This is a genomic window from Citrobacter sp. Cm038 (genome assembly GCF_030333105.1).
Classification (GTDB): Bacteria; Pseudomonadota; Gammaproteobacteria; order Enterobacterales; family Enterobacteriaceae; genus Citrobacter; species Citrobacter murliniae.
Genome location: NZ_JAOWGO010000025.1, coordinates 745,059 through 770,992 on the forward strand (window position 1 = coordinate 745,059; position 25,934 = coordinate 770,992).

The 25,934-nt window shown below is 49.1% G+C and carries 23 protein-coding genes; 10 read left to right on the forward strand and 13 right to left on the reverse strand.

The features are described from left to right. The first annotated feature begins 24 nt into the window (after positions 1 to 24). On the forward strand, positions 25 to 1,065 hold the full coding sequence (locus OGY01_RS23030) for a hypothetical protein (RefSeq protein ID WP_286493790.1): 1,041 nt from the start codon (positions 25 to 27) through the stop codon (positions 1,063 to 1,065). A gap of 22 nt (positions 1,066 to 1,087) precedes the next feature. Here OGY01_RS23030 and fos read toward each other — a convergent pair whose 3' ends face one another. The 5 genes from fos to OGY01_RS23055 all read right to left on the reverse strand — a co-directional run bounded on the left by fos (position 1,088) and on the right by OGY01_RS23055 (position 6,569). Further along, the gene (gene fos / locus OGY01_RS23035) at positions 1,088 to 1,486 is read right to left on the reverse strand and encodes a fosfomycin resistance glutathione transferase (protein WP_045442412.1); all 399 of its coding nucleotides are present in this window, start codon (positions 1,484 to 1,486) and stop codon (positions 1,088 to 1,090) included. Positions 1,487 to 1,517: 31 nt separating this feature from the next. Beyond that, on the reverse strand, positions 1,518 to 3,302 hold the full coding sequence (locus OGY01_RS23040) for a diguanylate cyclase (RefSeq protein WP_286493791.1): 1,785 nt from the start codon (positions 3,300 to 3,302) through the stop codon (positions 1,518 to 1,520). Between the two features lie 117 nt (positions 3,303 to 3,419). Beyond that, positions 3,420 to 4,529: an AI-2E family transporter gene (locus tag OGY01_RS23045; RefSeq protein ID WP_045442417.1), complete on the reverse strand. Its 1,110-nt coding sequence runs from the start codon at positions 4,527 to 4,529 to the stop codon at positions 3,420 to 3,422. A gap of 177 nt (positions 4,530 to 4,706) precedes the next feature. Continuing rightward, entirely contained in the window at positions 4,707 to 5,768 is a 1,062-nt protein-coding gene (locus OGY01_RS23050; protein WP_370637143.1) for an FUSC family protein, read from the reverse strand. A 510-nt stretch (positions 5,769 to 6,278) separates the two neighbouring features. Then, positions 6,279 to 6,569, reverse strand: coding sequence for a Bor family protein (locus OGY01_RS23055; RefSeq protein WP_048221530.1), 291 nt, complete (start codon positions 6,567 to 6,569; stop codon positions 6,279 to 6,281). A gap of 295 nt (positions 6,570 to 6,864) precedes the next feature. On the opposite strand from OGY01_RS23055, the gene OGY01_RS23060 reads away from it, so the two are divergent. After that, a complete protein-coding gene (locus tag OGY01_RS23060; RefSeq protein ID WP_286493792.1) occupies positions 6,865 to 7,563 on the forward strand; it encodes an RluA family pseudouridine synthase in 699 nt (232 codons plus the stop codon). Between the two features lie 42 nt (positions 7,564 to 7,605). Here the strand turns inward: OGY01_RS23060 and mdtK are convergent, their stop codons facing one another. Then, positions 7,606 to 8,979 (reverse strand): MdtK family multidrug efflux MATE transporter, encoded by a 1,374-nt coding sequence (mdtK, locus tag OGY01_RS23065; protein ID WP_045442423.1) that lies wholly within the window; start codon positions 8,977 to 8,979, stop codon positions 7,606 to 7,608. 335 nt (positions 8,980 to 9,314) lie between these two features. Here mdtK and OGY01_RS23070 point away from each other — a divergent pair, with 335 nt between their 5' ends. Further along, positions 9,315 to 9,962, forward strand: coding sequence for a riboflavin synthase subunit alpha (locus tag OGY01_RS23070; RefSeq protein ID WP_200011775.1), 648 nt, complete (start codon positions 9,315 to 9,317; stop codon positions 9,960 to 9,962). A gap of 42 nt (positions 9,963 to 10,004) precedes the next feature. Here the strand turns inward: OGY01_RS23070 and cfa are convergent, their stop codons facing one another. Both cfa and punC read right to left on the reverse strand, forming a co-directional pair. Next, a complete protein-coding gene (cfa, locus tag OGY01_RS23075; protein ID WP_048221527.1) occupies positions 10,005 to 11,153 on the reverse strand; it encodes a cyclopropane fatty acyl phospholipid synthase in 1,149 nt (382 codons plus the stop codon). A 285-nt stretch (positions 11,154 to 11,438) separates the two neighbouring features. Beyond that, positions 11,439 to 12,644, reverse strand: a complete 1,206-nt coding sequence (gene punC, locus OGY01_RS23080; RefSeq protein ID WP_286493811.1) for a purine nucleoside transporter PunC — start codon at positions 12,642 to 12,644, stop codon at positions 11,439 to 11,441. 112 nt (positions 12,645 to 12,756) lie between these two features. Between punC and punR the strand changes: the two genes are divergently transcribed. Continuing rightward, the gene (punR, locus tag OGY01_RS23085) at positions 12,757 to 13,680 is read left to right on the forward strand and encodes a DNA-binding transcriptional activator PunR (protein WP_045442431.1); all 924 of its coding nucleotides are present in this window, start codon (positions 12,757 to 12,759) and stop codon (positions 13,678 to 13,680) included. 5 nt (positions 13,681 to 13,685) lie between these two features. On the opposite strand, the gene purR is transcribed toward punR, so the two are convergent. Beyond that, positions 13,686 to 14,711: an HTH-type transcriptional repressor PurR gene (purR, locus tag OGY01_RS23090; protein WP_003832757.1), complete on the reverse strand. Its 1,026-nt coding sequence runs from the start codon at positions 14,709 to 14,711 to the stop codon at positions 13,686 to 13,688. Positions 14,712 to 15,008: 297 nt separating this feature from the next. Between purR and cydH the strand changes: the two genes are divergently transcribed. Together cydH and OGY01_RS23100 are read left to right on the forward strand one after the other, a co-directional pair. After that, on the forward strand, positions 15,009 to 15,098 hold the full coding sequence (cydH, locus tag OGY01_RS23095; protein WP_072036634.1) for a cytochrome bd-I accessory subunit CydH: 90 nt from the start codon (positions 15,009 to 15,011) through the stop codon (positions 15,096 to 15,098). 177 nt (positions 15,099 to 15,275) lie between these two features. After that, complete coding sequence (locus tag OGY01_RS23100; protein ID WP_200011777.1) at positions 15,276 to 16,445, forward strand: MFS transporter; 1,170 nt, start codon at positions 15,276 to 15,278, stop codon at positions 16,443 to 16,445. Positions 16,446 to 16,485: 40 nt separating this feature from the next. Here OGY01_RS23100 and sodB read toward each other — a convergent pair whose 3' ends face one another. Continuing rightward, on the reverse strand, positions 16,486 to 17,067 hold the full coding sequence (sodB, locus tag OGY01_RS23105) for a superoxide dismutase [Fe] (protein WP_005127188.1): 582 nt from the start codon (positions 17,065 to 17,067) through the stop codon (positions 16,486 to 16,488). 127 nt (positions 17,068 to 17,194) lie between these two features. Then, on the reverse strand, positions 17,195 to 18,022 hold the full coding sequence (locus OGY01_RS23110; protein ID WP_045442439.1) for a C40 family peptidase: 828 nt from the start codon (positions 18,020 to 18,022) through the stop codon (positions 17,195 to 17,197). A 333-nt stretch (positions 18,023 to 18,355) separates the two neighbouring features. Between OGY01_RS23110 and grxD the strand changes: the two genes are divergently transcribed. Further along, entirely contained in the window at positions 18,356 to 18,703 is a 348-nt protein-coding gene (gene grxD / locus OGY01_RS23115) for a monothiol glutaredoxin 4 (RefSeq protein WP_045442441.1), read from the forward strand. A 210-nt stretch (positions 18,704 to 18,913) separates the two neighbouring features. Here the strand turns inward: grxD and tpx are convergent, their stop codons facing one another. Next, positions 18,914 to 19,420 (reverse strand): thiol peroxidase, encoded by a 507-nt coding sequence (gene tpx, locus OGY01_RS23120; protein ID WP_045442444.1) that lies wholly within the window; start codon positions 19,418 to 19,420, stop codon positions 18,914 to 18,916. 114 nt (positions 19,421 to 19,534) lie between these two features. Here tpx and ycjG point away from each other — a divergent pair, with 114 nt between their 5' ends. Beyond that, positions 19,535 to 20,500 (forward strand): L-Ala-D/L-Glu epimerase, encoded by a 966-nt coding sequence (gene ycjG / locus OGY01_RS23125; protein WP_286493793.1) that lies wholly within the window; start codon positions 19,535 to 19,537, stop codon positions 20,498 to 20,500. Here ycjG and mpaA read toward each other — a convergent pair. Further along, on the reverse strand, positions 20,475 to 21,203 hold the full coding sequence (gene mpaA / locus OGY01_RS23130; protein ID WP_045442451.1) for a murein tripeptide amidase MpaA: 729 nt from the start codon (positions 21,201 to 21,203) through the stop codon (positions 20,475 to 20,477). The two genes, ycjG and mpaA, sit on opposite strands and share 26 nt — an antisense overlap. 184 nt (positions 21,204 to 21,387) lie before the next feature. Between mpaA and mppA the strand changes: the two genes are divergently transcribed. Both mppA and OGY01_RS23140 read left to right on the forward strand, forming a co-directional pair. Beyond that, complete coding sequence (gene mppA / locus OGY01_RS23135; protein WP_200011779.1) at positions 21,388 to 23,001, forward strand: murein tripeptide ABC transporter substrate-binding protein MppA; 1,614 nt, start codon at positions 21,388 to 21,390, stop codon at positions 22,999 to 23,001. A 701-nt stretch (positions 23,002 to 23,702) separates the two neighbouring features. Further along, complete coding sequence (locus OGY01_RS23140) at positions 23,703 to 25,931, forward strand: autotransporter outer membrane beta-barrel domain-containing protein (RefSeq protein WP_286493794.1); 2,229 nt, start codon at positions 23,703 to 23,705, stop codon at positions 25,929 to 25,931. Positions 25,932 to 25,934 lie beyond the last annotated feature (3 nt).

Consider the following 25,934-nt stretch of genomic DNA (forward strand, 5'->3'; position numbering starts at 1 on the left):
GCATAATTATCAGGGAAGAAGACCATGACGGAGTATTGGTGGCAGGATCTTTGTGATCGCGATAATAACTGGCTTGGCCTGGAGTTTACCCTCAAGAAGAGTCATAAAGCCGGGCCGGTGATGGATATGCTAAGTGGCCGCTACGGTCGGATGGCGTTGCAGATCTCTGGAGAGACATTATTCTGGGCTTCAATGCTGGAAGATCATTCTGGTGTCTGGGTGGTGTTTAATTCGGAACATTCAGGCCCGCAGGCGTTATTACCTTGCGTAACGTCTGAAGATATTGAACGGATCAAAAGCAAAGGGAAAAGGGCATGGACGAGTGAATGGTGTCGTTATTTTTCTCGTCAATTAATGAATGCGCCAGCGCCACTACTGTCACCTCTCCGTTGGTTACTCAGTCCAATGGCGTTGACCCGACGTTCATCGCCATACTCATTACAACAGTCTCTTCCTGTTAAAAACTGGCGTTTTGACTCTCCTGAAAGTAGCGGTAATTTTGGCTGTCGCTGGACGCTTTACGGTGAAGATTTTCCCGATCTTGTCCAGCCGGATAAAGTCAGACTGGTCGACTGGTGGTGGGGAAACCATCTGCTACTTGGGCGTTATCCCGTAAGCCCGGATGCCGGCAGGGTTAAATGGTGGCGTAAAAAATCTCGCGAGGGAACATTGCCTCCAGTGCTGGTCTGGTATATCGGCGGGCTGGGAGCGTTTGTGATCCTTGATGGTCATTACCGTTTGCAGGCTGCAGTTAAAGAGGAAATTGCGCCGTCTTTCTTAGTGTTGAGTGAACTAAATGAAAGAGAGTTCCCCTCAGATCCTGTTCACCAGCAACGAATTATGCGGGCGCTGGAAAAGCAACAGCTCAATAATCCTGAGCATCGAATTGCAGCGATAAATCAGACGCTGATAAATCTCTACGATACACGTTATTTTTATACATCAACGCATAGCCGCGCCGTTCTTGGTGAGGGGATACGATGGGCTCAGGAGGTTGATGGCTTTTTGCAAAAATATCACCTGGAAGCCTTCCGGGAAAAGATATTTAAACGGACAAACGCATAGATGGATTGGCGCACGAGTTGCATCAGAAAAACTCCATTTTTTCATAAGGATGTGCTTTGCACTCGTTGAGCCGACTCTCTAAACTACCAATATGTACTTCCAGCTTGTGTCCATCCGGATCCAGAAAGTAAATGGATTGGCCTTCGCTCTTGTTCGACTTCCATTCGACAATGCCGGATGACCGCAGTTTCTCAACGAAAGGGGCAAATTTATCGGATTGGATGCTGAATGCGTAGTGGGTATAGTCCAACTGAGGTTTAACGACATCGGCGGAAAGGCATAACCATAGCTCTCCCAGTGAAAGATAGGCCCCGCGACTCCACCTGGCCTGAGGGACAAAACCAAGCTCGTTCACGTAAAAATCAAAACTTCTTGCTACATCACTAACAGCAAGAGTGAGATGGTTAAGCCCTGTCAGCATGTTAAACCCTCATTTCAGGATGGAGAATATTTCAGCCTGCTTCCAGCATACCAAAGCTCACAATACGCGAACGACCCAACTCTTTTGCGCGATAGAGCGCCACGTCTGCGGCACGTAGCAGGTTGTCGCTTTGCGCGTGTTGCGGGTAACTGGCAACGCCGATAGAGACATCAACATGGCCAATATCCGACACGCCAAAACGCAGTGACAGTTCGCGTACGCCGTTGTAAATATCCGTCGCGAGTTGGTTCGCGGCCTCTTCACCCATGCTGGTCAGCAGGACCAGGAACTCTTCGCCGCCGTAGCGAAAGGCCATTCCATTGTCGTGTACAACGCGCTGAATAATGGCAGCGACGCTTTTGATGACGCCGTCACCCGCTTCGTGACCAAAACGGTCATTTATGTTTTTGAAGTGATCGATATCGATCATCAGGCAACTGAGTGGCTCCTGATTGCGTATTGCCTGGCTCATCTGGGTTCGCAGGGTATCTTCCAGATGATGACGGTTGCGCAGACCGGTCAGGGGATCATAGAGCGCCTTTTCCAGCAATGCGTCGCGTAGACGCTGGTTGGCTAAGGCCAGGCCGAGTGCCTCCGCCATCAGTTCCAGATAGGCTCGGGAAGGTGCGCTTTCCTCGCTTAGATTCTGGAATGAGAGCAGACCAATCGCTTCGCCCTGGGCAATCAGCGGCACACACAGCGAGTGATTTTGGCACGATTCCGGCAGATGGTAGCAGGCGATATCCGGCTCACCGTGTACCGGTGGATGGCTCTGCCCACGACGAACTGCCCAGCATTCATCCGGGTGGAAAGCATCCGCTTTGCCCTCAGGTGAAAGCCATTCAGCGACACAGCGCATCTGCCAGGGATCCCGATCAAGGATGTAGAGTCGACCAGCAATCCCGGGCGCAATGTTTGGTGCAAAAAGCTCCGCTACGTTGATCACATCCGCAAAATTCTCGCAACCTTGTAAACGCTGCGTCATACGTGCCAATAATTCGCGTATCGCCCAGTCTGCATCACGCTCTTTCTCCAGTCGCTGTCGCACCAGACCGTTCTCGCGAAAAATTCGGATTGCCTGCGCCATATCTCCGATCTCATCAATCTGGTTGAAATTGGGCGTTTCAACGGCGTAATCCTGTGAAGCCAGCCGGTGAACAACGTCACTGAGGCGCACGACGGGGCGTAGCACGCGGCGTTTTAGAATAAATCCGAGGACAAACAAAAATAACAGCGCCGTCAGTCCAACCATCACTTCTGACAGCGTGCGCAGGGTGCGGGATGCCTGAGTAGCTTCCTGAATCGTGTCGCGAACACGATTGTCGAGTATCTGCCGAAAATGGTCTATCCGATCCTGCGCTCGCTCCAGTTCCTGTTCATAGGCTTTACTGAAGAGCAGGGCGATGGCTTGCTGATCTTCTCCGCGCGCCACGCTGGAAAACGCCATCGCTTGCTCTTCCTGCAATGTATCAACGATTTGTAGACCTTCATGCAATAGCGCCAATTCTTCGCCCGTTGCCCCGGCGTCTTTCAGGTTCGCCAGCCGGTGCTCAATCTCTTTTAGCGACGTTTCCTTCTGGCGATAGGTGTCCAGGGTGTCAGGGTTTTTAGTGACAGCGTACAAACGGGCCAAATCAGACAGCGACCAGGCGTCGGTTTCCACCTCCCCGGTCAGTTTGTCGAATACATACCGCTGCTCTACCGCCTGGCGTTCGGTATTATCTGCGTTGGACGCCATCAGCATGACGACGCCGGAGACAATGGTCAGACATACCGTCGCGCTATAGGCCCAGTTAGTTATTGTGGCGATTCGCACCTGTGAGTTCCTTTTGCGACGATTAATGAATAAGCATGATTGAAATTATAGGAAACGTATGATTTTGCGTGAAAATAAAAAGGCGACCATTGGCCGCCTTTTGTTATCGTCACACCATTACAAATCTGGAGGATTTTTTCCTTCTTCCATAAACGCTTCGTCGATTCCTTCGGCATTTCCTTCGTGGTCACGACCGGAGAACAGGTTCCAGCTGGCAAGGAACAGCGCAGCAATCAGAGGGCCGATAACAAAACCGTTGATTCCGTAGATCTCCATCCCGCCGAGTGTGGAAATCAGAATCAGGTAGTCAGGCATTTTAGTGTCTTTACCCACCAGTAGCGGGCGCAGGATATTGTCCACCAGACCGACAATAATCACGAAAAATCCGACGATAAACAGCCCCTGCCAAATTTGCTGTGTGGCGAAGAGGAAAATGGCTGCTGGTACCCAGACAATCGCTGAACCAACCGCGGGAACCAGTGAAAGAAACGCCATCAGCGCGCCCCACAGAATGCTACCGTCAATGTCGACTATCGCAAAAGCAATGCCCCCCAGCGTACCCTGAACAACGGCAACCACCGCAGTGCCTTTTACCGTCGCCCGCGTAACGCCGACGAATTTGGCGAACAGATGCTGTTTGGCAAAATCTGAGAGTGGTAACGAATCCAGAATCTGTCGAACCAGATACGGCCCATCCTTCAGCAAGAAAAACAGTAAATACAGCATAATGCCAAAACTGATGGCAAAGCCGAAGGTCCCCTTACCGATCAGGAACGCGCTACCAGCGAGGTACTGCCCGCCCTGTAACGCAATGTCAGAGAGTTTTTTCTGGATCTGCGTGACATTATCGAGATTGTGTTCCGCGAGGAACGTTCTGGCCCAATCCGGAAGGTACGACAGGATCGAGCTAACCACTTCCGGGAACTGCGTATTGTTCTGTTGCAGCTTGGTGTAAACCACATTCAGTTCAATCGCCAGCGATGACAGGATCACCATCAGAGGGATAAAGACAATCAGACAGATAATACCGATGGTAATCAGCGATGCCAGCCCGTTGCGATCCCCCAGTGCGCTGCGAAGTTTATTTTTCACCGGGTTAAAGATTGTGGTTAATATTGCGGCCCACAGAATCGCGGAAAAGTAGGGGGACAGCACGTCGAAGAACGCCCATGTGACGAGGGCAAGAATGAAAATGAAGAAACCTTTGGTCAGTCCGTTAAATCGCATTAGTGAATCCTGTAACTGAGAAGCAGCCTCGACTATAGAACCGTTCAGCAAATTTACCAACTTTCACTGCGAATACCCGCTAATTTGTGGGGGGATAGGACGTGTGCCAACAGCTATATTATTTCTCGGTCATTTTCCCGGTGAAGAAACTAAATTCATCATTATTGATATATTCAGTCATTTCTCTGTAAGCGCTCTGTTGATTAAAGAAGACAATGTCTCAAGCTGAACAGTGAGTTGTATACTTAACCAGACGTATCCGTGAACCGCGCTTTCCATGACGTCATCACTTTCACAAGAAAGTAAAAGGTCATGTAATTCTTGAGAGATTTCATTCAGACGTTCACTGTTTGAGGCTATTGGTGAGGGGTTTCCTTTATGCAGGGCATGAGCCAGTGCTCTGAGCGTGTGTTGAGTCATTTCCTGCATATCGGAAAGAGCATGGGAGTTTAGAATCAAAAAGCGACTTCTGCGTGAGGCCCAGTGAGCGTTGAGCTGAAATTTTTGTGCGGCAACCATATCACGGGTTATTGACTGAATTTCTTCAAGCAGTTTTATCGGTATCCGGGTTTCATTATTTACTGGCGTGATCAGATTGCGCATTTTGACGACTTTATTCAATGCCCGGGTTTGCAGACTGGTCATTCTGGGAGGATAAAGCACGTTACGCGAGACGCCCGCAGTATTGATTTTTAAATAATCAGATAAAAAATCGGCCAGCTGAATACGCCAGTTAATGAATGCCCTTTGGGGAAGTATGCTGGTAAACAGCATCGCCAGAATACAGCCTAAAATGATATTGGTACTTCGCCATAGTGCTGTTTGCATATCTCCGGCAGGAGCACTGCTAACTACTGCCAGCGTTATCCCTACCAGTAAGGCTGCATATGGACGTTTGCTGATAGCCAAAAAACCACAAAAGAAAGCAGCGCAGCCGCACCACAACAACATTAAGGGTAGAGAATAGACTTCAATGTGTAGTGCGATGATCCCCAGAATCGCTCCTGTTACGGTACCCGCCATGCGTTCAAACGCTCTGGGAATTACGTTGCCCATGTAGCTGACAGGCCCCATAACGACGATAAGTGTAATAAGGGGCCACGAATGATCGGGTAACTTCATCATTCTTATAAGTAAAAAAGTCAAAACAAATGCCACAGCAATGCGTATTCCATGAACCACACGATAGTTGCGGTAAATCTTTAACTCGAGTGAACTAATGGGTCTGTCTCGTTGCACTGAAAAGAATGATTTCGTCATTTCATGTGAGCTTATAAGCGAAGATCATACGCTAAAGAGTATTCATATTTGTTCTGGTTTTTTTTACCAGGGAACTGTATACAGATTTGAACTGCATTCATTTTTATATAATGTAGGCAATCAATTGACAATATGTATTAACGAAATGCCAGTATGTAAATGACCAGTGCAATTGCGAGGAATACCCAATATTGCGAGTGATAATGGAAATATTTTTGCATTGAAAGCCTCCTTCTGAGTTGGTCCTTAAGTAATGACAGAACTAAATGTCAACATCAAATATAAAATGGCGATACTCAAATTCTAAATCATTACATAATGTTTCAACTATGAACTGAATGAGAGTAACGAACAAAATAGTTTGTCAACATTGTAATTCTGTTATCAGAAGATCTGGCATTAAACCGCGGGTTAACAAAAGGAGTAAGCTATAGCGGCACCGAACTGCAAAAGTGCAGCAGGCATTCCAGGAATGCCTGCTGACAGGGATCATTTGGAGCAATAGACTCTGGCTTCTTTAGGGGTATAGATACCAATAGTGATGATTCGTAAGAAAACATCCATACCTGATTCCTGTACTTCGGTACGAATAACTTTATCAGCACCGCCACAAACCCGCGCTGCATTAATGGTTTGCGACTGTCCAATACCGTTAACAAAAAAGGTTTGTCTGGTTTCTTGAGTTGGTTTCTCAGAAATTCCATGATTTATTTCAAAGGTTTGTTGTGCGCAACCTGATAATGCTGTAGCGACAACCATTGCCGTCATTAACTTTTTCATTTTTACCATTTCATCGTAAGGGAAAGGAGTCGCATATTCTTATTTATTGCAATGGACTCATATCCGACCAGTTACTGATTTTATGTTTATAATAAACTCGTTTAGTCATTGTTTATTTATAGGGGGTGGCGTGTATTTTTGAATTTTGCGCATCAGCGTGGAATAGTAAGCCATAGCGTTTAGTCTCCGGTTAAAGTCTATATTAATATTTTGCTAACCATTAAATTTAACCTGGATTCGCCAGCAGGCTGAAAATTCGTTATGATCCGCGCCCACACTCCATCCGGGCAGCCTGATGTCTACTATTTTCGATACCTTTATTGCCCCGTCGTGCCATGATGAGATAGAGACGCTCTATCAGGATGAACACCTGGTGCTTATCAACAAGCCCGCCGGGTTACTCAGCCTTTCCGGGAAAAATCCGCAAAATCTCGATTCAGTGCATCACCGGCTGGTACAGATTTTTCCCGGCTGCACTCTGGTCCACCGTCTTGATTTCGGGACATCCGGGCTAATGGTCATTGCGCGGAATAAAGCTATCAACGCCGCACTTTGTCAGCAATTCAGCCAGCGAACGGTGACGAAAATGTATAGCGCTTTACTCTGCGGGCATCTGGATAATGACGAAGGGGTAATCGATGCGGCGATAGCCAAAGATCCAGCACTGTTTCCGCTGATGACGATTTGTCCTGTGAACGGCAAGCCTGCGCGCTCGCATTACCGGGTTGTCGAGCGCTTTTATCACGAAGTGGAGCAAGGGACGTTATTGCCATTGACGCGGGTGCAGCTCAGCCCGGAGACCGGACGCACACATCAGTTGCGCATTCATTGCCAGCAGTTGGGGCATCCTATTTTAGGTTGTGATCTGTATGGTGGTCGCTTGTTGCCCGGTACTGAACGAACGCCCCGGCTGATGCTACATGCCAGTGAATTGAATTTTGTGCATCCCATTAGCGCAAAGTTGATCAATGCCCGTAATGCCAGTCCATTCTGAAACTGGTAAAAAAATAGCCACCAGGCGGTGGCTATTTGCGTGTTATCGGGCGGCGCGTTGCAAAATAATGGATGACGGCTGGCGTTGCAGATAGCGCATCCGCAGCATCATCAACACTGCAGCGGAGGTCAGGCCAATAATAAAGCCTATCCAGAAGCCTGCAGGCCCCATGCGATCGACAACCAGATCGGTCAGCGCAAGAATATATCCACTCGGTAAACCCAGCAGCCAGTATGCCGTCAGGGTAATAAAGAAAATAGAACGTGTATCTTTATAACCACGTAAGACCCCGCTGCCGATGACCTGGATAGAGTCTGAGATTTGATATACGGCGGCCAGTAACATCAACTGCGCGGCCAGCGTCACGACTTCAGGGTTATTGTTGTAAAGCAGGGCAATTTGCTCACGCAATGTGACGGTGAAGATTGCGGTTATCATCGCCATGCAAACGCCAACCCCTAAGCCTGTTCTGGCGGCGGTTTGCGCATCCAGCGTAGAGCCCTGGCCCAGACGATAACCGACGCGGATCGTAACGGCGGCAGCCAGCGACATCGGCAGTACGAACATTAACGAGCTAAAGTTCAGTGCGATTTGGTGTCCGGCGACATCAACAATTCCCAGTGGGGAAACCAACAGTGCGACTACGGCAAACAGTGTGACTTCAAAAAATAACGCCAGCGCAATGGGTAAACCCAACTGGACCAGACGTTTCATTACTGCGGTGTCTGGTTTCTGGAAGCCACGCACATTACGGATATCTCGCATTGATCGTGCATGTTTGACATAAGAGAGCATGGCGATAAACATCACCCAGTACACTGCCGCCGTCGCTACGCCGCAGCCAACGCCGCCGAGTTCCGGCATACCCAAATGTCCATAGATGAAAACATAGTTAACCGGAATGTTCACCAGCAGGCCGAGAAACCCCATTACCATCGCCGGTTTGGTTTTGGCCAGCCCCTCGCACTGGTTACGGGCAACCTGGAAGAACAGATACCCCGGTGCTCCCCACAACAGCGCACGCAGGTAACCGACTGCTTTATCTGCCAGCGCCGGATCGATGTTATGCATGGAACGGATAATGTATCCCGCGTTCCACAGCACCACCATAATCAAAATGGATACGCTGCCCGCAAGCCAGAATCCCTGGCGGATCTGATGGGCAATGCGATCGCGGCGACCAGAGCCATTGAGCTGCGCAATCACTGGCGTTAATGCCAGCAGCAGTCCATGACCAAACAAAATGGCCGGTAGCCAGATGGAGGTCCCGATGGCAACGGCCGCCATGTCCGTCGCGCTGTAACCTCCAGCCATGACGGTATCGACGAACCCCATTGCGGTTTGGGCGATTTGCGCAAGAATCACCGGAATTGCCAGAGCTAATAACTGACGCGCTTCTATTACATACTTTTGCACGTTTACACCTTATTACTCTTCATACTCCAGGCTGCAGGTTTGTTGGTTGCGTTCGTTTGCCCCGGTCACACAGTGGTTTATGTCCCGGACCTTACTCACCGTTTCCCTGCAACTCGAATTATTTTGAGTATCTATTGTTGTTATTTAAGAGACAAAAAAGCCGCCTTAAATGGCAGCAAGGAGAAAATGCTGAGGAAATTGCAGTCTATTGTAGCGAGGAATGCATAATTCTCCAGTGAAAAAACAGGTGGGGGCGGTGCATTGCTGGCAACCTGTTTTTTCACCTGCTATTGTGCTCAGCAGAGATGTCTTAATTGAGTTCAGGAGTTACAGGTATGTTTACGGGTATTGTGCAGGGCACCGCAAAACTGGTGTCTATTGATGAGAAACCAAATTTTCGCACGCATGTAGTGGAGTTACCTGAATACATGCTGGAGGCGCTGGAGACCGGCGCATCGGTTGCACATAACGGTTGCTGTCTGACAGTGACTGAAATTAATGGCAACCGCATCAGCTTTGACCTGATGAAAGAAACACTACGTATTACCAACCTTGGCGATCTGCGGGTAGGTGACCTGGTAAACGTAGAACGTGCAGCAAAATTCAGCGATGAGATCGGCGGACATTTGATGTCGGGTCATATTATGACCACCGCGGAGGTGTCGAAAATTCTGACCTCCGAGAATAATCGGCAGATATGGTTCAAGGTCCAGGATACGTCGCTGATGAAATACATCCTGTATAAAGGATTTATCGGTATTGATGGCATCAGCCTGACGGTAGGCGAAGTGACGCCGACGCGCTTCTGCGTGCATCTGATCCCGGAAACGCTGGAGCGTACTACGCTTGGCAAGAAAAAGCTTGGTGCGCGGGTAAACATTGAAATCGACCCACAAACACAGGCTGTTGTTGATACCGTTGAGCGCGTACTGGCCGCGCGCGAAGGCGCGATCAGCAACATCACCGGTGAGGCTGGGGCCTGAGTCATGATGAAAAGCCCCCGTCGCGAATGGGGGCCGAAAGAACTAGCGGGGAACGCGCAGGCCGTGTTCCACACCGCGAGAGAAAACCACCTGCCAAAGCTGAATATCACGTGCGCGAAATGCACCGGCACAGGCGTTGAGGTAATAACTGAACATGCGTTTAAAACGCTCAGTATAATTATCGGCAATCTCCGGCCAACTCTCCATGAAACGCTCATGCCAGGCCATCAACGTGGTATCGTAATCCGCACCAAAATTGTGCCAGTCCTCCATCACAAAATGTGACTCGCTGGCGTTGGCAATCTGGCGTACCGATGGTAAACAACCGTTCGGGAAGATGTATTTGTTAATCCATGGGTCAACGTTATTGTCAGTTTTCTTAGAACCGATACTGTGCAGCAAAAACAGACCATCTGGCTTTAAATTGCGATCAACCACGTCAAAGTAGGTGTTGTAGTTTTTTGGCCCCACATGCTCAAACATACCGACGGAGACAATGCGGTCAAAGCGGTCGTTCAGGTCGCGGTAGTCCTGGAGTAAAATAGTAACGTCCAACCCTTCACAGCGCGCCTGCGCCAGTTTCTGTTGTTCCGCTGAAATCGTCACGCCCACCACACTCACGCCGTATTGTGCTGCCATAAACTGGGACAGGCCTCCCCAGCCGCAACCAATATCGAGCACGCGCATTCCTGGCTTCAACTGCAGTTTCTCACTAATCATTCTGAGCTTCGCCTGCTGGGCAGCTTCCAGGGTGTCGGCATCTTTCCAGTAGGCGCAGGAATACTGCATATAGGGGTCGAGCATGCGGGTAAAGAGATCGTTGCCAAGATCGTAGTGCTCTTTGCCGACAACCCACGCGCGCTTTTTAGTCTGTAGATTAAACAGACGCGCCGTTGCGATACGGAGAGTATCTTTGAAATGGCGGGGGAGTTGGCTTTCCAGATCTGCGCGTAAGACTTTGGTAAAAAACATATCCAGACGATCGCATTCCCACCAACCATCCATATAGCTTTCACCTAAACCCAGCGACCCTTCCTGCAGGACACGTTTGAAAAAAACGGGGTTTTTAACGCGAATATCCGCCGGCGCAGAACCATTAATCGTAATGCCCGCACGGCTTAGTAATTCATTGGTGATTCGGTACCAGTTATCATCCGGTACGCTGACGTCTTCTATACACGATGAACTCATAGCTTCTCCATCACTGGTCGGTGATCAGAACCTTAAAACAGCGTAGACGCTTTTTTGGTCTTGTGAGAAATTTCACGGAATTAATCCGTAATCTATTATCCGACGTAGAACAGAGGAAGGGAGAACCCCTTGCCGAAAAGACCATCCGTGGAAAAACGGGAACAACCTTGTTCCCGTTAACACAGAATAATTATCGTAATTTTAACAACTGGAAATCAGTATAGGCCTGAATATTTGGTGATTCAACCGAAAATTGTTAGCCAGCTAATTAAGTTATGGCGGTTATTAATGTGACTCACCATGTGCAATCTGAGAGCCCTCACTCGCCAGCGAATCATTCTCTTTTTGCGACTGCATTTTATATCCAAGCGCAGCCAGGAACACCGTTGACAGCATTACGCTGGTGGTTGTGAGCAACGGAGTACTGATTAACCACGACACCACAAGGCTTGCCAGGAAGCATAAACCCAGTTGTAGCGTGTTCTGCATCGCCGCTGCGCGTCCTGTTGCCTGCGGGAAAGGACGTAGTGCTTGAGCGACGACAATCGGATAGATCGCGCCGTTCGCTATCGCCATGACGCAGAATGGGATCAAGATTTCGGCCAGTGCAACGTGGTGAATAAAACCGGTTGCCCATGTGGCAATAACGCTGATTGCATACAGGATCAGTAGCCATGGCAGCAACTGGCTACCCTGCCATTTTTGCAGTGCGGCGCGGCAACCGTACCCGCCGATCAGGAAGGCGATAGTTTGTGGAACATAGCTCAGTCCAATTACTGCCGGGCTATAGCCCATCTCGCTCAGGATAAACGGTGAGCCGGTCAGCCATGCGAAAAAGCTCGCAGAACATGCCGCATAAATCAGTACATTTCCACGGTATGTTTTAGAACGCAGTAGCGTCGCGAACGTCAACGCGTCCTGACTATCGTCACGCGCTTTTGCCGTCGGTTTTAACCGCAGGGCAGGCAACATCAGGATCAAGGTAATCGCAAACAGGGTGGCAAAAATGGCCTGCCAGGAAAAATGTACCAGGATCCAGCTACCTAATAAGGGCGCGAGGGCAGGTGATAAGCCGACCAGAGGCATAATGGTGGCAAAGATACGGTTAACTTTTTGCGAGGGATAGTAATCGGTAACCAGCGCCTGCCAGATTACTGATGCGGCACAAACGCCGACGGCCTGGACGAAGCGCAGCACCAGCAAGCCGGTGGCGTTTTCAACCCATAGCATCCCCAGACTACCCAGGGCGAAGATGGATAATCCCAGCAATAAAATTGGCTTACGACCATAGCGGTCGGAGAGCGGCCCCCACAGAAGCTGCGCAACGGCAAAACCGGCTAAGAACAAACTAAGGCTGGCGCTGACGGCAGACGCAGGGGTTTGCAGATCGGACTGAATAGCAGCAAAGGCGGGCAAATACATATCCGTTGCCAGAAAGCCGAGCACGCTAAGACCGGCCAGCCAGACTAAAAACCCTTTTCCAGGTTGCATCATCATTTCTCTTTTTAAGCAGTAAAACAGTGTCGCAGAGTGTAGTGAGTGAAATTCTCGCTGTGAAACGCTAATATTTGTTTACTGATTTCAAAATTTTTGTAGGCAGACTATGTGGTCGGAATATTCACTTGAAGTCGTTGATGCGGTTGCGCGTAACGGCAGCTTTAGTTCGGCTGCGCAGGAGTTGCACCGTGTACCTTCGGCGGTAAGCTACACCGTTCGTCAACTGGAGGAGTGGCTTGCAGTTCCGCTTTTCGAGCGACGTCATCGGGATGTTGAACTAACACCCGCAGGGGCGTGGTTTTTAAAAGAAGGTCGGTCTGTTATCAAAAAAATGCAGATCACTCGCCAGCAATGTCAGCAAATCGCCAACGGCTGGCGAGGGCAGCTCGCGATTGCAGTCGATAATATTGTGCGACCGGAACGCACCCGACAGATGATTGTGGATTTCTATCGTCACTTCGATGATGTGGAACTGCTGGTTTTTCAGGAAGTGTTTAACGGTGTCTGGGATGCGCTATCGGATGGTCGCGTCGAACTGGCGATCGGTGCAACGCAGGCGATTCCGGTGGGGGGACGTTACACGTTTCGTGATATGGGAATGCTGAGCTGGAGTTGCGTGGTGGCGAGCCATCACCCGCTGGCTTCGATTCCCGGGCCATTAAGCGATGACACGTTGCGCAACTGGCCGTCGTTGGTTCGTGAAGATACTTCGCGCACGCTACCGAAACGAATCACATGGCTGCTGGATAACCAAAAACGTGTCGTGGTACCGGACTGGGAATCCTCTGCTACCTGTTTATCGGCTGGGCTATGTGTGGGCATGGTGCCAACACATTTTGCTAAACCGTGGATCGATAGCGGTAAGTGGGTTGCGTTGCAGCTGGAAAACCCTTTTCCTGATGCCGCATGTTGTCTGACCTGGCAGCAAAATGATACGTCGCCAGCACTGCTCTGGTTGCTGGACTACCTGGGAGATAGCGAAACGCTGAATAAAGAGTGGCTACGGGAGCCGGAACAGGCTCCCGTATAACAGGTTTAACGACGGTAATCGCGGAATGGGCCGTCGGCAACGGAGCGACGCTCCACCAGTCGAGGGTGGACCTCAATAGATTGCGACTCTTCGCGCTTGTTTACGATACGGTCTAACAGCATATTGAAGGCAGTCTCACCTAACGAATCTTTCGGCTGGTGAATCGTGGTCAACGCTGGCGTGAAGAAGCGGGCGTTGCGCACGTTGTCATAACCGATCAACGACACATCCTGCGGTACACGCAAACCCATCTCGTCAGCGGCGCAAAGAGCACCCATCGCCATAATATCGCCACCGCAGAAGACGGCCGTCGGACGATGCGACTGGGAGAGGATTTGCTGCATGGCGCGATATCCGGATTCTGGTTCAAAATCGCCCTGTACGATCCAGTTTTCAGGTACTTTAATCAGCGCTTCTTCCATCGCTTTCATAAATCCTGCCAGGCGTCCGGCGCCGGTGTTGCGCTCCATAGGGCCTGGGATCACGCCAATCTCGCGGTGGCCGCGTTCTACCAGATATCGACCCGCCATATAACCGCCTTCGAAAGCGTTATCAATGACCGTGTCGGTAAAGTCGGCTTTCGCTTCGCCCCAGTCCATGACGACCATCGGAATATGGCGATACTCTTCGAGCATGGAAAGCAGTGATTCCGGATACTCAGAGCACATTACCAGTAAGCCATCGACGCGCTTTTGCGCCATCATTGAGAGATATGCCTGCTGCTTTTCGAGGCTATTCCATGCGTTACCCAGAATCAGCGTGTAGCCTTTCTGGAAACAATTTTTCTCAACGGCTTCGATAATTTCCGCGAAATAGGCGGCTTCGCTGCTGGTCGCCAACAAGCCGATCGACTTGGTGTGATTTACCTTCAGGCTGCGCGCAACTGCGCTGGGAGAGTAGTGCAACTCTTTAATGGCTGCCCAGACAGCATTACGCGTTTCTTCCGCGACAAAGCGCGTCTTGTTAATTACATGTGATACGGTTGTAGTGGAAACGTTTGCTCGCTTCGCTACATCTTTAATTGTTGCCATTACATCTCACTCCAGACCATATCCTAAGCTCCTGAGAATACTCCAGGTAAACGTTTGCCTTTACACACCCTTAACGCAACGTCAGGGTTGCGGCACGCCGGGAAAACGACACGGAACGTCAGGAAGGGGTCAATGGCCGGTACGCTAATCAAGTAAGCGTGGAATTTTGTCTGATCTTAACGAAAAGGGGAAGAGTTAAAAGCATTTATCAATATAAATCGTGAGAGATTTTTGCGTTCAAGTATGCAAAAATGCGCAATATCACTTTTTGTGTGGGAATAAAAAGGAGAAAACTTGATGAGCACCGATCTGAAATTTTCGTTAGTCACCACCATTATTGTTCTGGGCCTGATTGTAGCAAGTGGTTTGACCGCAGCACTGCATTGATTTACTCCGAGGGAGAGCAATCTCCCTCATCCCTTCAGCACGTTTTTCCCATTCTATTATTTGCGAATTTGCAAAAGTCTTTTGCAAATTTGTTAACTTTATTATTTTTGCGATCAATGTCATGCTTTTGACTCTTATTACGTGTCGTGCCACGGCTCGACGTTATGGAGTCGAAGTATGAAAATAAATTATCCGTTACTGGCACTGGCGATTGGTGCGTTCGGTATTGGCACGACCGAATTTTCTCCTATGGGATTATTACCCGTCATTGCCCGGGGTGTGGATGTCTCGATTCCTGCTGCCGGAATGTTAATCAGCGCATATGCGGTTGGCGTGATGGTGGGTGCACCGTTGATGACATTGTTGCTTTCTCATCGTGCGCGCCGTAATGCGCTTATTTTTCTGATGGCGATATTCACACTGGGTAATGTGCTTTCGGCAATTGCACCGGATTACACCACTCTCATGCTGTCACGTATTTTGACCAGTCTTAATCACGGCGCTTTTTTTGGCCTTGGTTCTGTTGTGGCGGCGAGCGTGGTGCCAAAACACAAGCAGGCCAGCGCGGTTGCTACCATGTTTATGGGCCTAACGATCGCCAATATTGGCGGTGTCCCTGCGGCAACCTGGCTGGGCGAGACCATCGGCTGGCGAATGTCATTCTTGGCGACTGCGGGTCTGGGCGTGATTGCGATGATCAGTCTGTTCTTCTCGTTACCTAAAGGCGGGGCAGGAGAGCGTCCTGAAGTGCGTAAAGAACTTGCGGTGTTGATGCGTCCGCAGGTTGTCTCGGCGCTACTGACCACCGTATTGGGGGCAGGTGCGATGTTTACGCTTTATACCTATATCTCACCCGTGCTGCACAGTATTACCCATGCCACACCAGCATTTGTCACCGGGATGTTGGTGTTAATTGGTGTTGGTTTCTCTATAGGTAATTATCTTGGTGGTCGGCTGGCAGACAAGTCGGTCAACGGCACGCTGAAAGGCTTTTTATTACTGCTGATGGTCATTATGCTGGCAATTCCATTTCTGGCGCGTAATGAGCTGGGAGCGGCTATCAGTATGGTGGTCTGGGGCGCGGCGACGTTTGCGGTAGTCCCGCCTTTGCAGATGCGCGTGATGCGCGTTGCCAGCGAAGCGCCAGGATTATCTTCATCGGTTAATATTGGGGCATTTAATCTGGGCAATGCCCTCGGGGCTGCGGCTGGTGGCGCAGTGATATCCGGTGGGTTAGGTTATAGCTTTGTGCCGGTGATGGGGGCGATTGTGGCGGGGCTGGCTTTGCTGCTGGTCTTCATCTCAGCGAAAAAGCAGCCTCAGGAAGCGTGCCCGACTGCAAATTGACACTAAAACGCAGAAGGGGATCCCTTCTGCGTTGTCATTTTTATGCTGCGAAGTTTTTCGCAACAAACTCCCAGTTTACCAGCGCCCAGAAATGCTCCAGGTAGCCAGGACGTGCATTGCGATAGTCGATGTAGTAGGCGTGCTCCCAGACGTCAACGGTCATCAGAGGTGTCGCATCGGTGGTCAGTGGTGTACCTGCGTTAGAGGTGGAAACGATAGCCAGTTTGCCATCCGTCCCTTTTACCAGCCAGGTCCAGCCGGAACCGAAGTTCTTAATTGCGGCATCGGTGAATTGCGCTTTGAAGTCTGCGAAGCTGCCAAAGGATGCAGTAATGGCTTCGGCCAGTTTTCCGGTCGGTTCGCCACCAGCGTTTGGTGCCAGACAGTTCCAGTAGAACGTGTGGTTCCATACCTGAGCTGCGTTATTAAATACACCGCCTTCAGAGCTACGTACGATCTCTTCCAGTGACTTGCCTTCAAACGCTGTGCCTTTAATCAGATTGTTCAGATTGGTCACGTAGGTTTGATGGTGTTTGCCATAGTGGTATTCCAGCGTTTCAGCAGAAATGTGCGGTGCCAGAGCATCTTTGGCATACGGTAATGCAGGTAATTCAAACGACATTGCTTCTCTCCTTATTATTTATATTGAGTACACACAATAACCTCATTGTGCGTAAGGATAGGGTAGCAAATTGAAAGGTTATGCAAAAGAAGAACTTACCCTACAGCACACGCTGTAGGGTAAGTTTTTAGCGAATTGTTTTAGGCGTCATTACGCGTCGAGCGCCGACATAGTGGCGCTGCCAGTAATCTTCGCTCAGCGAGGTGATTTGAATTTCCTGACCGCTACGAGGCGACTGGATAAATTTGCCGTTGCCAACGTAGACACCGACGTGATCGGCGGTACCCCGGCCCTGTGTCCGGAAGAAGACCAGATCGCCGTTTTTCAGTTCGCCACGTTCGATAGGTGCTGCGTCCCGCAGGTGGTACATTTCATTGGCGGTGCGCGGAATGCGAAACTTCACCAAATCTTTATACGCGTAATACACGAGACCGCTGCAATCAAAACCGGTCCTTGGTGATGTGCCACCCCAACGGTAAGGTTTACCGATTTGGTTCATCAGGGTGGACATGGCGGTTTTGGTCGCTTTTTGCACTTTAACTTTATGTGTCTCAGCAAGCGTTACAGGGGTTGTCGACTTCACTTTCACACAGCGCGGTTTATGACCTTTACGCGGGGTGCATTTTTCAGTCCAGGTGACGGCGGCGGTTTGCGCTGTGGCTGCTTTGCCCCGACGGTTTGCTGTTTTAGTCGATTTTGCTGGAGTGGTTGTGCGTTTTTTTACTGAGGCGGTTTTACTGCTGGTTTTGCTGGTGGATTTTTTAGCCGTCTTCTGAGTGGTTTTGGTTGTTTTTTGACTGGCTGTTGAGCTTTTCTTTTTATCTACCGTTTTGATGGTGTGCGAAACAGTAGGCGTCGTCCTGGCTTGCTTGGAAGCATGGGCCATGGGCGTAAAAGGCAGTGTGGTAAAAAGTAAAGCACAGAGCGTGATCGAGATTCGGTTTATCCGCGCCACTGAGCAGTCCTCTGGTAAGGCAGGTCTATCGTGCCTGCGTGTGATTTACAAAACTTGATGATTCTAATCTATAGAAACGGGAAACTTAATAGCTTTTTTCGTTTAAAACTATGTTTCGTTACCGACCGCAAAAAAAAACAGCAAATAAAGATAAAACTGGTGAACAGATAATCAAATCCACACCCTTTAAGGGGATAAGTGAGATTGTGAATGCAACTTTTAGCGACAGGGGATAAAATAATAAGGCGTAATGAAAATGTTATTTTCCGTTGCCAGCCTGACCCGCTACAATGTCAGACTACTGCCGTAAAAGAAGTTTAAGGAAGCAAGATAATGAGCACCACTATCGAAAAAATCCAGCGCCAGATCGCTGAAAACCCGATTCTCCTGTACATGAAAGGTTCTCCAAAACTGCCAAGCTGCGGTTTCTCCGCACAGGCCGTGCAGGCGCTGTCAGCCTGTGGTGAACGCTTTGCTTATGTCGATATTCTGCAAAATCCGGATATTCGCGCCGAGTTGCCGAAATACGCAAACTGGCCAACCTTCCCGCAGCTGTGGGTTGATGGTGAACTGGTTGGCGGTTGCGACATTTTAATCGAGATGTACCAGCGCGGTGAGTTGCAGACTCTTATCAAAGAGACTGCGGCGAAGTACAAAACCGAAGAACCAGACGCTGAATAATCAGCAGATATAAAAAACAACATCATCGTTGGTGACTGCCAGGCGGTTGGCCGAACAGATGGTTGTATAAGAATCCGGAAATGTTCATTCGTTTCCGGATTTTTTTGTCTGTAGCTTCCGGCAATATCTGGGGGCTATAAAGAAAAAAACCAGCCAGTTTTTCAACTGACTGGTTTTGTGCCAGCGAAGACGTTGTGTCTTCATAAGAATTTAGGCTTTCAGTACGTCCAGTGCGGCAGTGTAGTCTGGCTCGTTGGTAATTTCGTTGACCAGTTGGCTGAAAATAATGTTGTCATTTTCATCAATAACTACCACGGCACGTGCGGCCAGGCCTTTCAACGGGCCTTCGGAGATTTCAACGCCATAGTTTTTCAGGAATTCAGCATTGCGCAGAGTTGACAGCGTGATAACGTTGCTCAGACCTTCCGCGCCGCAAAAACGAGAGTGGGCAAATGGCAGGTCGGCTGAAATGCACAGCACGACGGTATTGTCGATTTCTGTCGCCAGTTGGTTAAACTTACGTACCGATGCCGCGCAAACGCCGGTATCGATGCTTGGGAAAATATTCAGCACTTTGCGCTTGCCTGCGAACTGGGCCAGCGTAACGTCAGACAGGTCTTTAGCCACAAGAGTAAAAGCCTGAGCTTTGCTACCAGCCTGAGGAATGGAGCCGGCGACTGAAACCGGGTTGCCCTGGAAATGAACGGTTTGTGACATGGTTATCTTCCTGTTTACATATAGTTAACGTCGTGGCTAGTTTATGCCATCAACAGTTAACACGGCAAACGCTATTTGCGGATATCCGCTTCCGGGATTACATAAGGAAAATAAATGAGATCAGTTAAGGTATATGAGGAAGCCTGGCCGCTACACACTCCCTTTGTGATTGCCCGAGGCAGCAGAACAGAAGCACACGTCGTGGTGGTTGAGCTGGAAGAAAATGGCGTAAAAGGCATCGGGGAATGTACGCCTTATCCCCGTTATGGCGAAAATGATGCTTCGGTACTGGCACAAATTATGAGTATTGCCCGGCAACTGGAAAGCGGGCTGACCCGCGAAGATTTACAGAAACTGTTGCCTGCAGGGGCTGCGCGTAATGCGATTGACTGTGCTTTATGGGACTTGAGTGCCCGGCAACAGCGACAAACTCTGGCTGAATTTATTGGCACTGAGCTGGATGCAGTTGTGACGACGGCCCAGACCGTGGTGATCGGTACCCCAGAGCAGATGGCGGCAAGCGCAGCAGCTCTGTGGGAGAATGGCGCGAAATTACTGAAAGTTAAACTGGATGCCCGCCTAATCAGCGAGCGGATGGTCGCTATCCGTGCGGCAGTTCCAGACGCCACGCTGATTGTCGATGCCAACGAATCCTGGCGTGCCGAAGGGCTCGCAGCACGTTGTCAATTGCTGGCAGATTTAGGCGTCGCAATGCTGGAACAGCCGTTACCTGCTCAGGATGATGCCGCTCTGGAGAATTTTATCCATCCGTTGCCCATCTGTGCAGATGAAAGCTGTCACACCCGCAGTAGCCTGAAAGCATTGCACGGGCGTTATGAAATGGTGAACATCAAACTGGACAAAACGGGCGGCCTGACGGAAGCGCTGGCGCTGGCGGCCGAAGCGCGCGAACAGGGATTTGCTCTGATGCTGGGATGCATGCTGTGTACTTCCCGGGCCATTAATGCCGCATTGCCGCTAACACCACAGGTCAGCTTTGCCGATCTGGATGGCCCAACCTGGCTGGCCGATGACGCAGAGCCAGCCCTGCATTTTACGACCGGGCTGCTCCATCTCTAGGATGCCAACGCAGCAGATTCGACATCGCCAGCAGATATTTTTCGCTGGCCTCATCTGAAGAGATAGGCGGAAACTCAGCGGTAATGCAGTGTAAGTTCAGATCGGCGCACCAGCTGCCGAAAGAGCCGGGCGTTTCATAACCTACGCTGGTGACCAGGGGTAATTCAAACGTCTGCGCCAGCCACTCGCCTAATTCGCTGTGTCTGGGATCTTCAATACAGGCCAGCGGATCGTGAAAAGAAACCACCCAGGCGGGATGAATGCGGTGAATAAGCTGACACAGTGCCTGAGTTTCTGGTTCAGACCCCGGATGTTCACCGGTTAACAACACCACATCGCGTTCTTCTGCACTACTGTTCCAGCGATATACTGTTTCTCCCGCTTTCCAGTTTGCCGCCGGAAAATTACGATTGAGATCCACACCATTAGCATTCGCGCGCAATCCAAGCTGGCAACCGTCAGGGTTAACCGCCAGCACAATATGATGGCGGCGCAGCGAAGGGTTAAGCGTACGCAACGCGCAGGAAAGGGTAACCACTGAAGAGTTTTCATCACCGTGAGTTCCCGCCAGAATCAGACCACTCTCGCGATCGGCCGCGGGGGCGGGAAACCAGATTAACGGTGCGCCCAGCAGTGAACGTCCGTAATGTTCGGTTCCCGGTGGAAATGCGCCGCGCTCGGCACGAGGACGGGTAACGGTCATAGTCTTCTCTGAAAGCATGAATTGTTACTCGCAGTGTTGTGCAAAATGTCTGGATAATCAAATCGTTTTCACACACTTATCTTTTCAGGTGTAATATCACTTTCTTGTCGGAAGTTAATTGCATTTCCTGCTGGCGATACAAATAATTACACATTCACTTAATGGCCGGATCTGAGGGTATTTTATGAGGCATTCTGTTTCAGTAACCTGTTGTGCGCTGTTGGTTAGCAGCATTTCTTTATCGCATGCTGCGGATGTTCCCAGCGGAACGGTACTGGCAGAAAAACAAGAACTGGTGCGTCATATAAAGGATGAGCCTGCGTCGCTGGATCCGGCGAAAGCTGTAGGACTGCCTGAAATTCAGGTTATCCGCGATTTATTTGAAGGGTTGGTCAACCAGAATGATAAAGGTGAAATCATTCCCGGTGTAGCCACGCAGTGGAAGAGTAACGATAACCGCATCTGGACATTTACGCTACGCGATAACGCGAAATGGGCCGATGGTACGCCGGTAACGGCACAGGATTTTGTCTATAGCTGGCAGCGACTGGTTGATCCAAAAACACTTTCCCCGTTTGCATGGTTTGCAGCTTTGGCTGGTATCAATAATGCACAGACGATTATCGACGGCAAAGCCACACCCGATAAACTGGGAGTTAGCGCGGTAGATGCCAGGACATTAAAAGTTCAACTGGATAAACCACTGCCCTGGTTTGCCAATCTGACGGCGAACTTTGCGTTTTACCCGGTACAAAAAGCCAATGTTGAAAGCGGTAAAGAGTGGACAAAACCGGGTAATTTGATCGGCAACGGGGCCTATGTATTGCAGGATCGTGTCGTTAACGAAAAACTGGTGGTTGTGCCGAATACACACTATTGGGACAACGCCAAAACCGTATTGCAAAAAGTGACGTTCCTGCCAATTAATCAGGAATCTGCGGCAACAAAGCGTTATCTCGCCGGTGATATTGATATTACGGAATCCTTTCCGAAAAACATGTATCAGAAACTGTTGAAGGATATTCCGGGACAGGTTTACACCCCACCTCAGCTCGGTACTTATTATTATGCGTTTAATACGCAGAAAGGGCCGACGGCAGATTCGCGTGTGCGCCTGGCGCTCAGTATGACTATCGATCGCCGTCTGATGGCGGAAAAAGTCTTGGGTACCGGGGAAAAACCAGCCTGGCATTTCACGCCGGATGTCACTGCAGGTTTTGTACCTGAGCCTTCTCCATTTGAGCAAATGAGTCAGGAAGAGCTGAATGCTCAGGCGAAAACGTTGTTACGTGCAGCGGGCTATGGGCCGCAGAAACCGCTTAAACTGACGCTGCTGTACAATACTTCGGAAAACCATCAGAAGATCGCCATCGCCGTTGCTTCTATGTGGAAGAAAAATCTCGGTGTTGATGTGAAGTTGCAAAACCAGGAATGGAAAACCTATATCGACAGCCGTAATACCGGTAATTTCGATGTGATCCGCGCCTCCTGGGTAGGTGATTACAATGAACCATCAACGTTCCTGTCGTTATTAACATCGACTCATTCCGGGAATATTTCCCGGTTTAATAATCCTGCATACGATAAAGTGTTGACCCAGGCCACGATGGAAAACACGGAAAAAGCACGTAATGCGGATTATAACGCCGCAGAAAAAATCCTGATGGAGCAGGCTCCCATTGCGCCTATTTATCAGTACACCAACGGGCGTTTAATTAAACCATGGTTGAAAGGGTATCCCATTACCAACCCTGAAGATGTGGCCTATAGCCGTACAATGTATATTGTGAAGCACTAGTTGAATACATGCTCCTGATAGCCTTCGTTAACCTCATCTAAAACCAGAGCTGGCGCGGATTACAGCGCCAGCACCTCTCGTGAACCTTTGTTAACCGCATCAGGAAACCTCATTTTTTTGACGGTATAAATGACGTATTAAACGAATTACCGTTACGGTAAAACCCAGTTTTTACCGTCATAACCTATCACCCATGACGGTATTTATTAATACTGGATACCGTCAATGCTTACCGATACAAAGCTCAAAAACCTGAAACCTAAAGAAAAAATATACAAGCAATCAGACCGTGATGGCCTCAGGCATTTGACGTGCTTGTTGCGTTAAATGGGTTGTATTCCAGGGCTGATTTTATTCATCAAACCCTGCCGCGGACTATTTATTGGAGCAATAGAGTTGTACTACGCGAATATTTCCGCAATGGCTGGGCGAAGCTCGAGATAATCTGTGCAATAGTGGAATCAGGGCAGCGGCACTGAGGCTGACTAGCTATATATTTTTCGGAATCACCTTAATTTCATCATACAAACTTCATGCTAACTGCATGTTAAAATATTCTCAATAATTTCATGCGGTTGCCCTACAGTAATGGCCGGGTTGAATAATAATTAAATTTGTTTCCAATATGTTTCATGTAATTGTGATGTGTTTAATCCCATTGGAATAGTGTTTATCAATAGTAATGGTGAAGTGAGGAAAAATTGAACAGCAAAAAAAAATTAATTGCCCTGGTTGTTTCTGGTGCTGTATTTGGCCCTGCAACCACACAAGCCCAAATGATTATTAATGATAATATATCTGTTAAGGATACATGGGGAGTCTTTAATCCCGGTGGTGCCGGTTTGTATTTAATTGATAATACAACCATTAATGTTGAAGTTACAGGAAATGGTTCGCAGGCCCATGGGATATTAGTGAATGCTTCCCCTACAGAGAGCACCGGTGATACCAAAACAATAGTTAAAAACAGCACTATAACTTCCCAAGGAAATGGGGCTTATCTTGTTGGTGGTTATACCCAATTTGATAACTCTAAAATCATCTCTTCTGGCAATTATGGTATTGTCACAAAAGGTGGAATTGTTCAACTTGAAAATGGTAGTTCTATTAATACTAAAAATAACACTATCGGCCTCTATCTGACTAAGGGTTATGATGGTACCTATGCCGATAATGAGGTTACACTAAACAATTCATCTATCGCGACCGAAAATGGCCCCGCAATAGCGGTAGGTGCTGACGCTACTGCACATATACATGTATATAATTCTAAAGTTGACAGCGGTAATGATATATTACTCACTACCAGTGATAATTCTGTTGTTGATATGGACTTTAATGGAAGCGTAGCTACAGGTAATATAACCGCAGCAGGAAATGCAGCGATTGATGTTTTATTGTTCAATAAATCATATATTTATGGTTCAATGAATAATGTTAACAGCCTTAACATTGATTCGTCTTCAGAGTGGAAAGTCTTCGGGGACTCAGATTTAAACACCTTGATAAATTCCGGCGCAGTTAATCTTTCAAACGCAAGTACTGTCGGTACAATACTAACCATTAACAATAATTACAAAGGTGATGGCGGCGTAATCATTTTTAACTCAAAACTATCTGATGATAGCTCGCTTACCGATAAACTGGTGATTAATGGTGATAGTGAGGGGGATACTAATGTTATTGTTAACAACCTTGGTGGTACCGGCTCCCAGACACTAAATGGAATTGAAATAATAACGGTCAAAGGAAACTCAAATGGTGTTTTCACGCAATATGGACGTATTGTTGCAGGAGCCTATGACTATAATTTAATAAAAAACGGTAATGACTGGTATTTAGTCAGCACTATCCCACCGGTTGATCCCGTAGAGCCGCCGGTGGACCCTGTCGACCCTCCCGTTGATCCTGTAACACCGCCGGTTGACCCCTCTGATGAAACACATGTTAACCGCCCTGAAGCAGGTAGCTATCTTGCAAACATTGCGGCTGCGAACACGTTATTCAACACCCGTCTGCACGACCGTCTGGGGGAAACGCAGTACGTTGATGCTCTGACCGGTGAGAAGAAAGTTACCAGTCTGTGGCTACGCCAGGTCGGTAGCCATAATAACTGGCGTGATGGCAGTGGTCAGTTGAAAACACAGAGCAACAGTTATGTCGCACAGTTGGGTGGCGATGTTGCGCAGTGGTCAACCGATGGCCTGAACAGAGGCCACCTGGGTCTGATGGCGGGTTACGGTAATAACCACAGTTCTACCCGCTCTTCCGTCACGGGTTATGATTCAAAAGGTTCCATAAACGGTTACAGCGTTGGCGCTTACGGCACCTGGTTCGCCAGCGATGCGGATAAAGCAGGGTTGTATGTGGACAGCTGGCTCCAGTACAGCTGGTTCAACAACCAGGTTAACGGGCAGCAACTGGCCAGCGAATCCTACAAGTCTAAAGGCTTTACGGCCTCGCTGGAGACGGGTTACACCCAGAAACTGGGCGAGTTTGCTGGCAGCAAAGGGACGCTTAATGAATGGTTTATCCAGCCACAAGCCCAGGCCACCTGGATGGGCGTGAAAGCAGACAACCATCGTGAAACCAATGGAACCCGCGTTAGCAGCGGTGGCGACGGTAACGTACAAACCCGCCTGGGCCTTCGTACGTACCTGAAGAGCCATCATGCGATGGATGACAACAAAGACCGTACTTTCGAGCCGTTCATTGAAGCCAACTGGTTGCATAATACGCGCAGTTATAACGTGAACATGGATAATGTCCACATCAGCCAGGCTGGCGCCCGCAACATTGGTGAAGTCAAAGTGGGTGTTGAAGGACAGATTAACCCTCGGGTCAATCTGTGGGGCAATGTCGGCGCCCAGATGGGGGATAAAGGATACAGTGACACCAATGCCATGGTGGGTATTAAGTATAACTTTTAATGC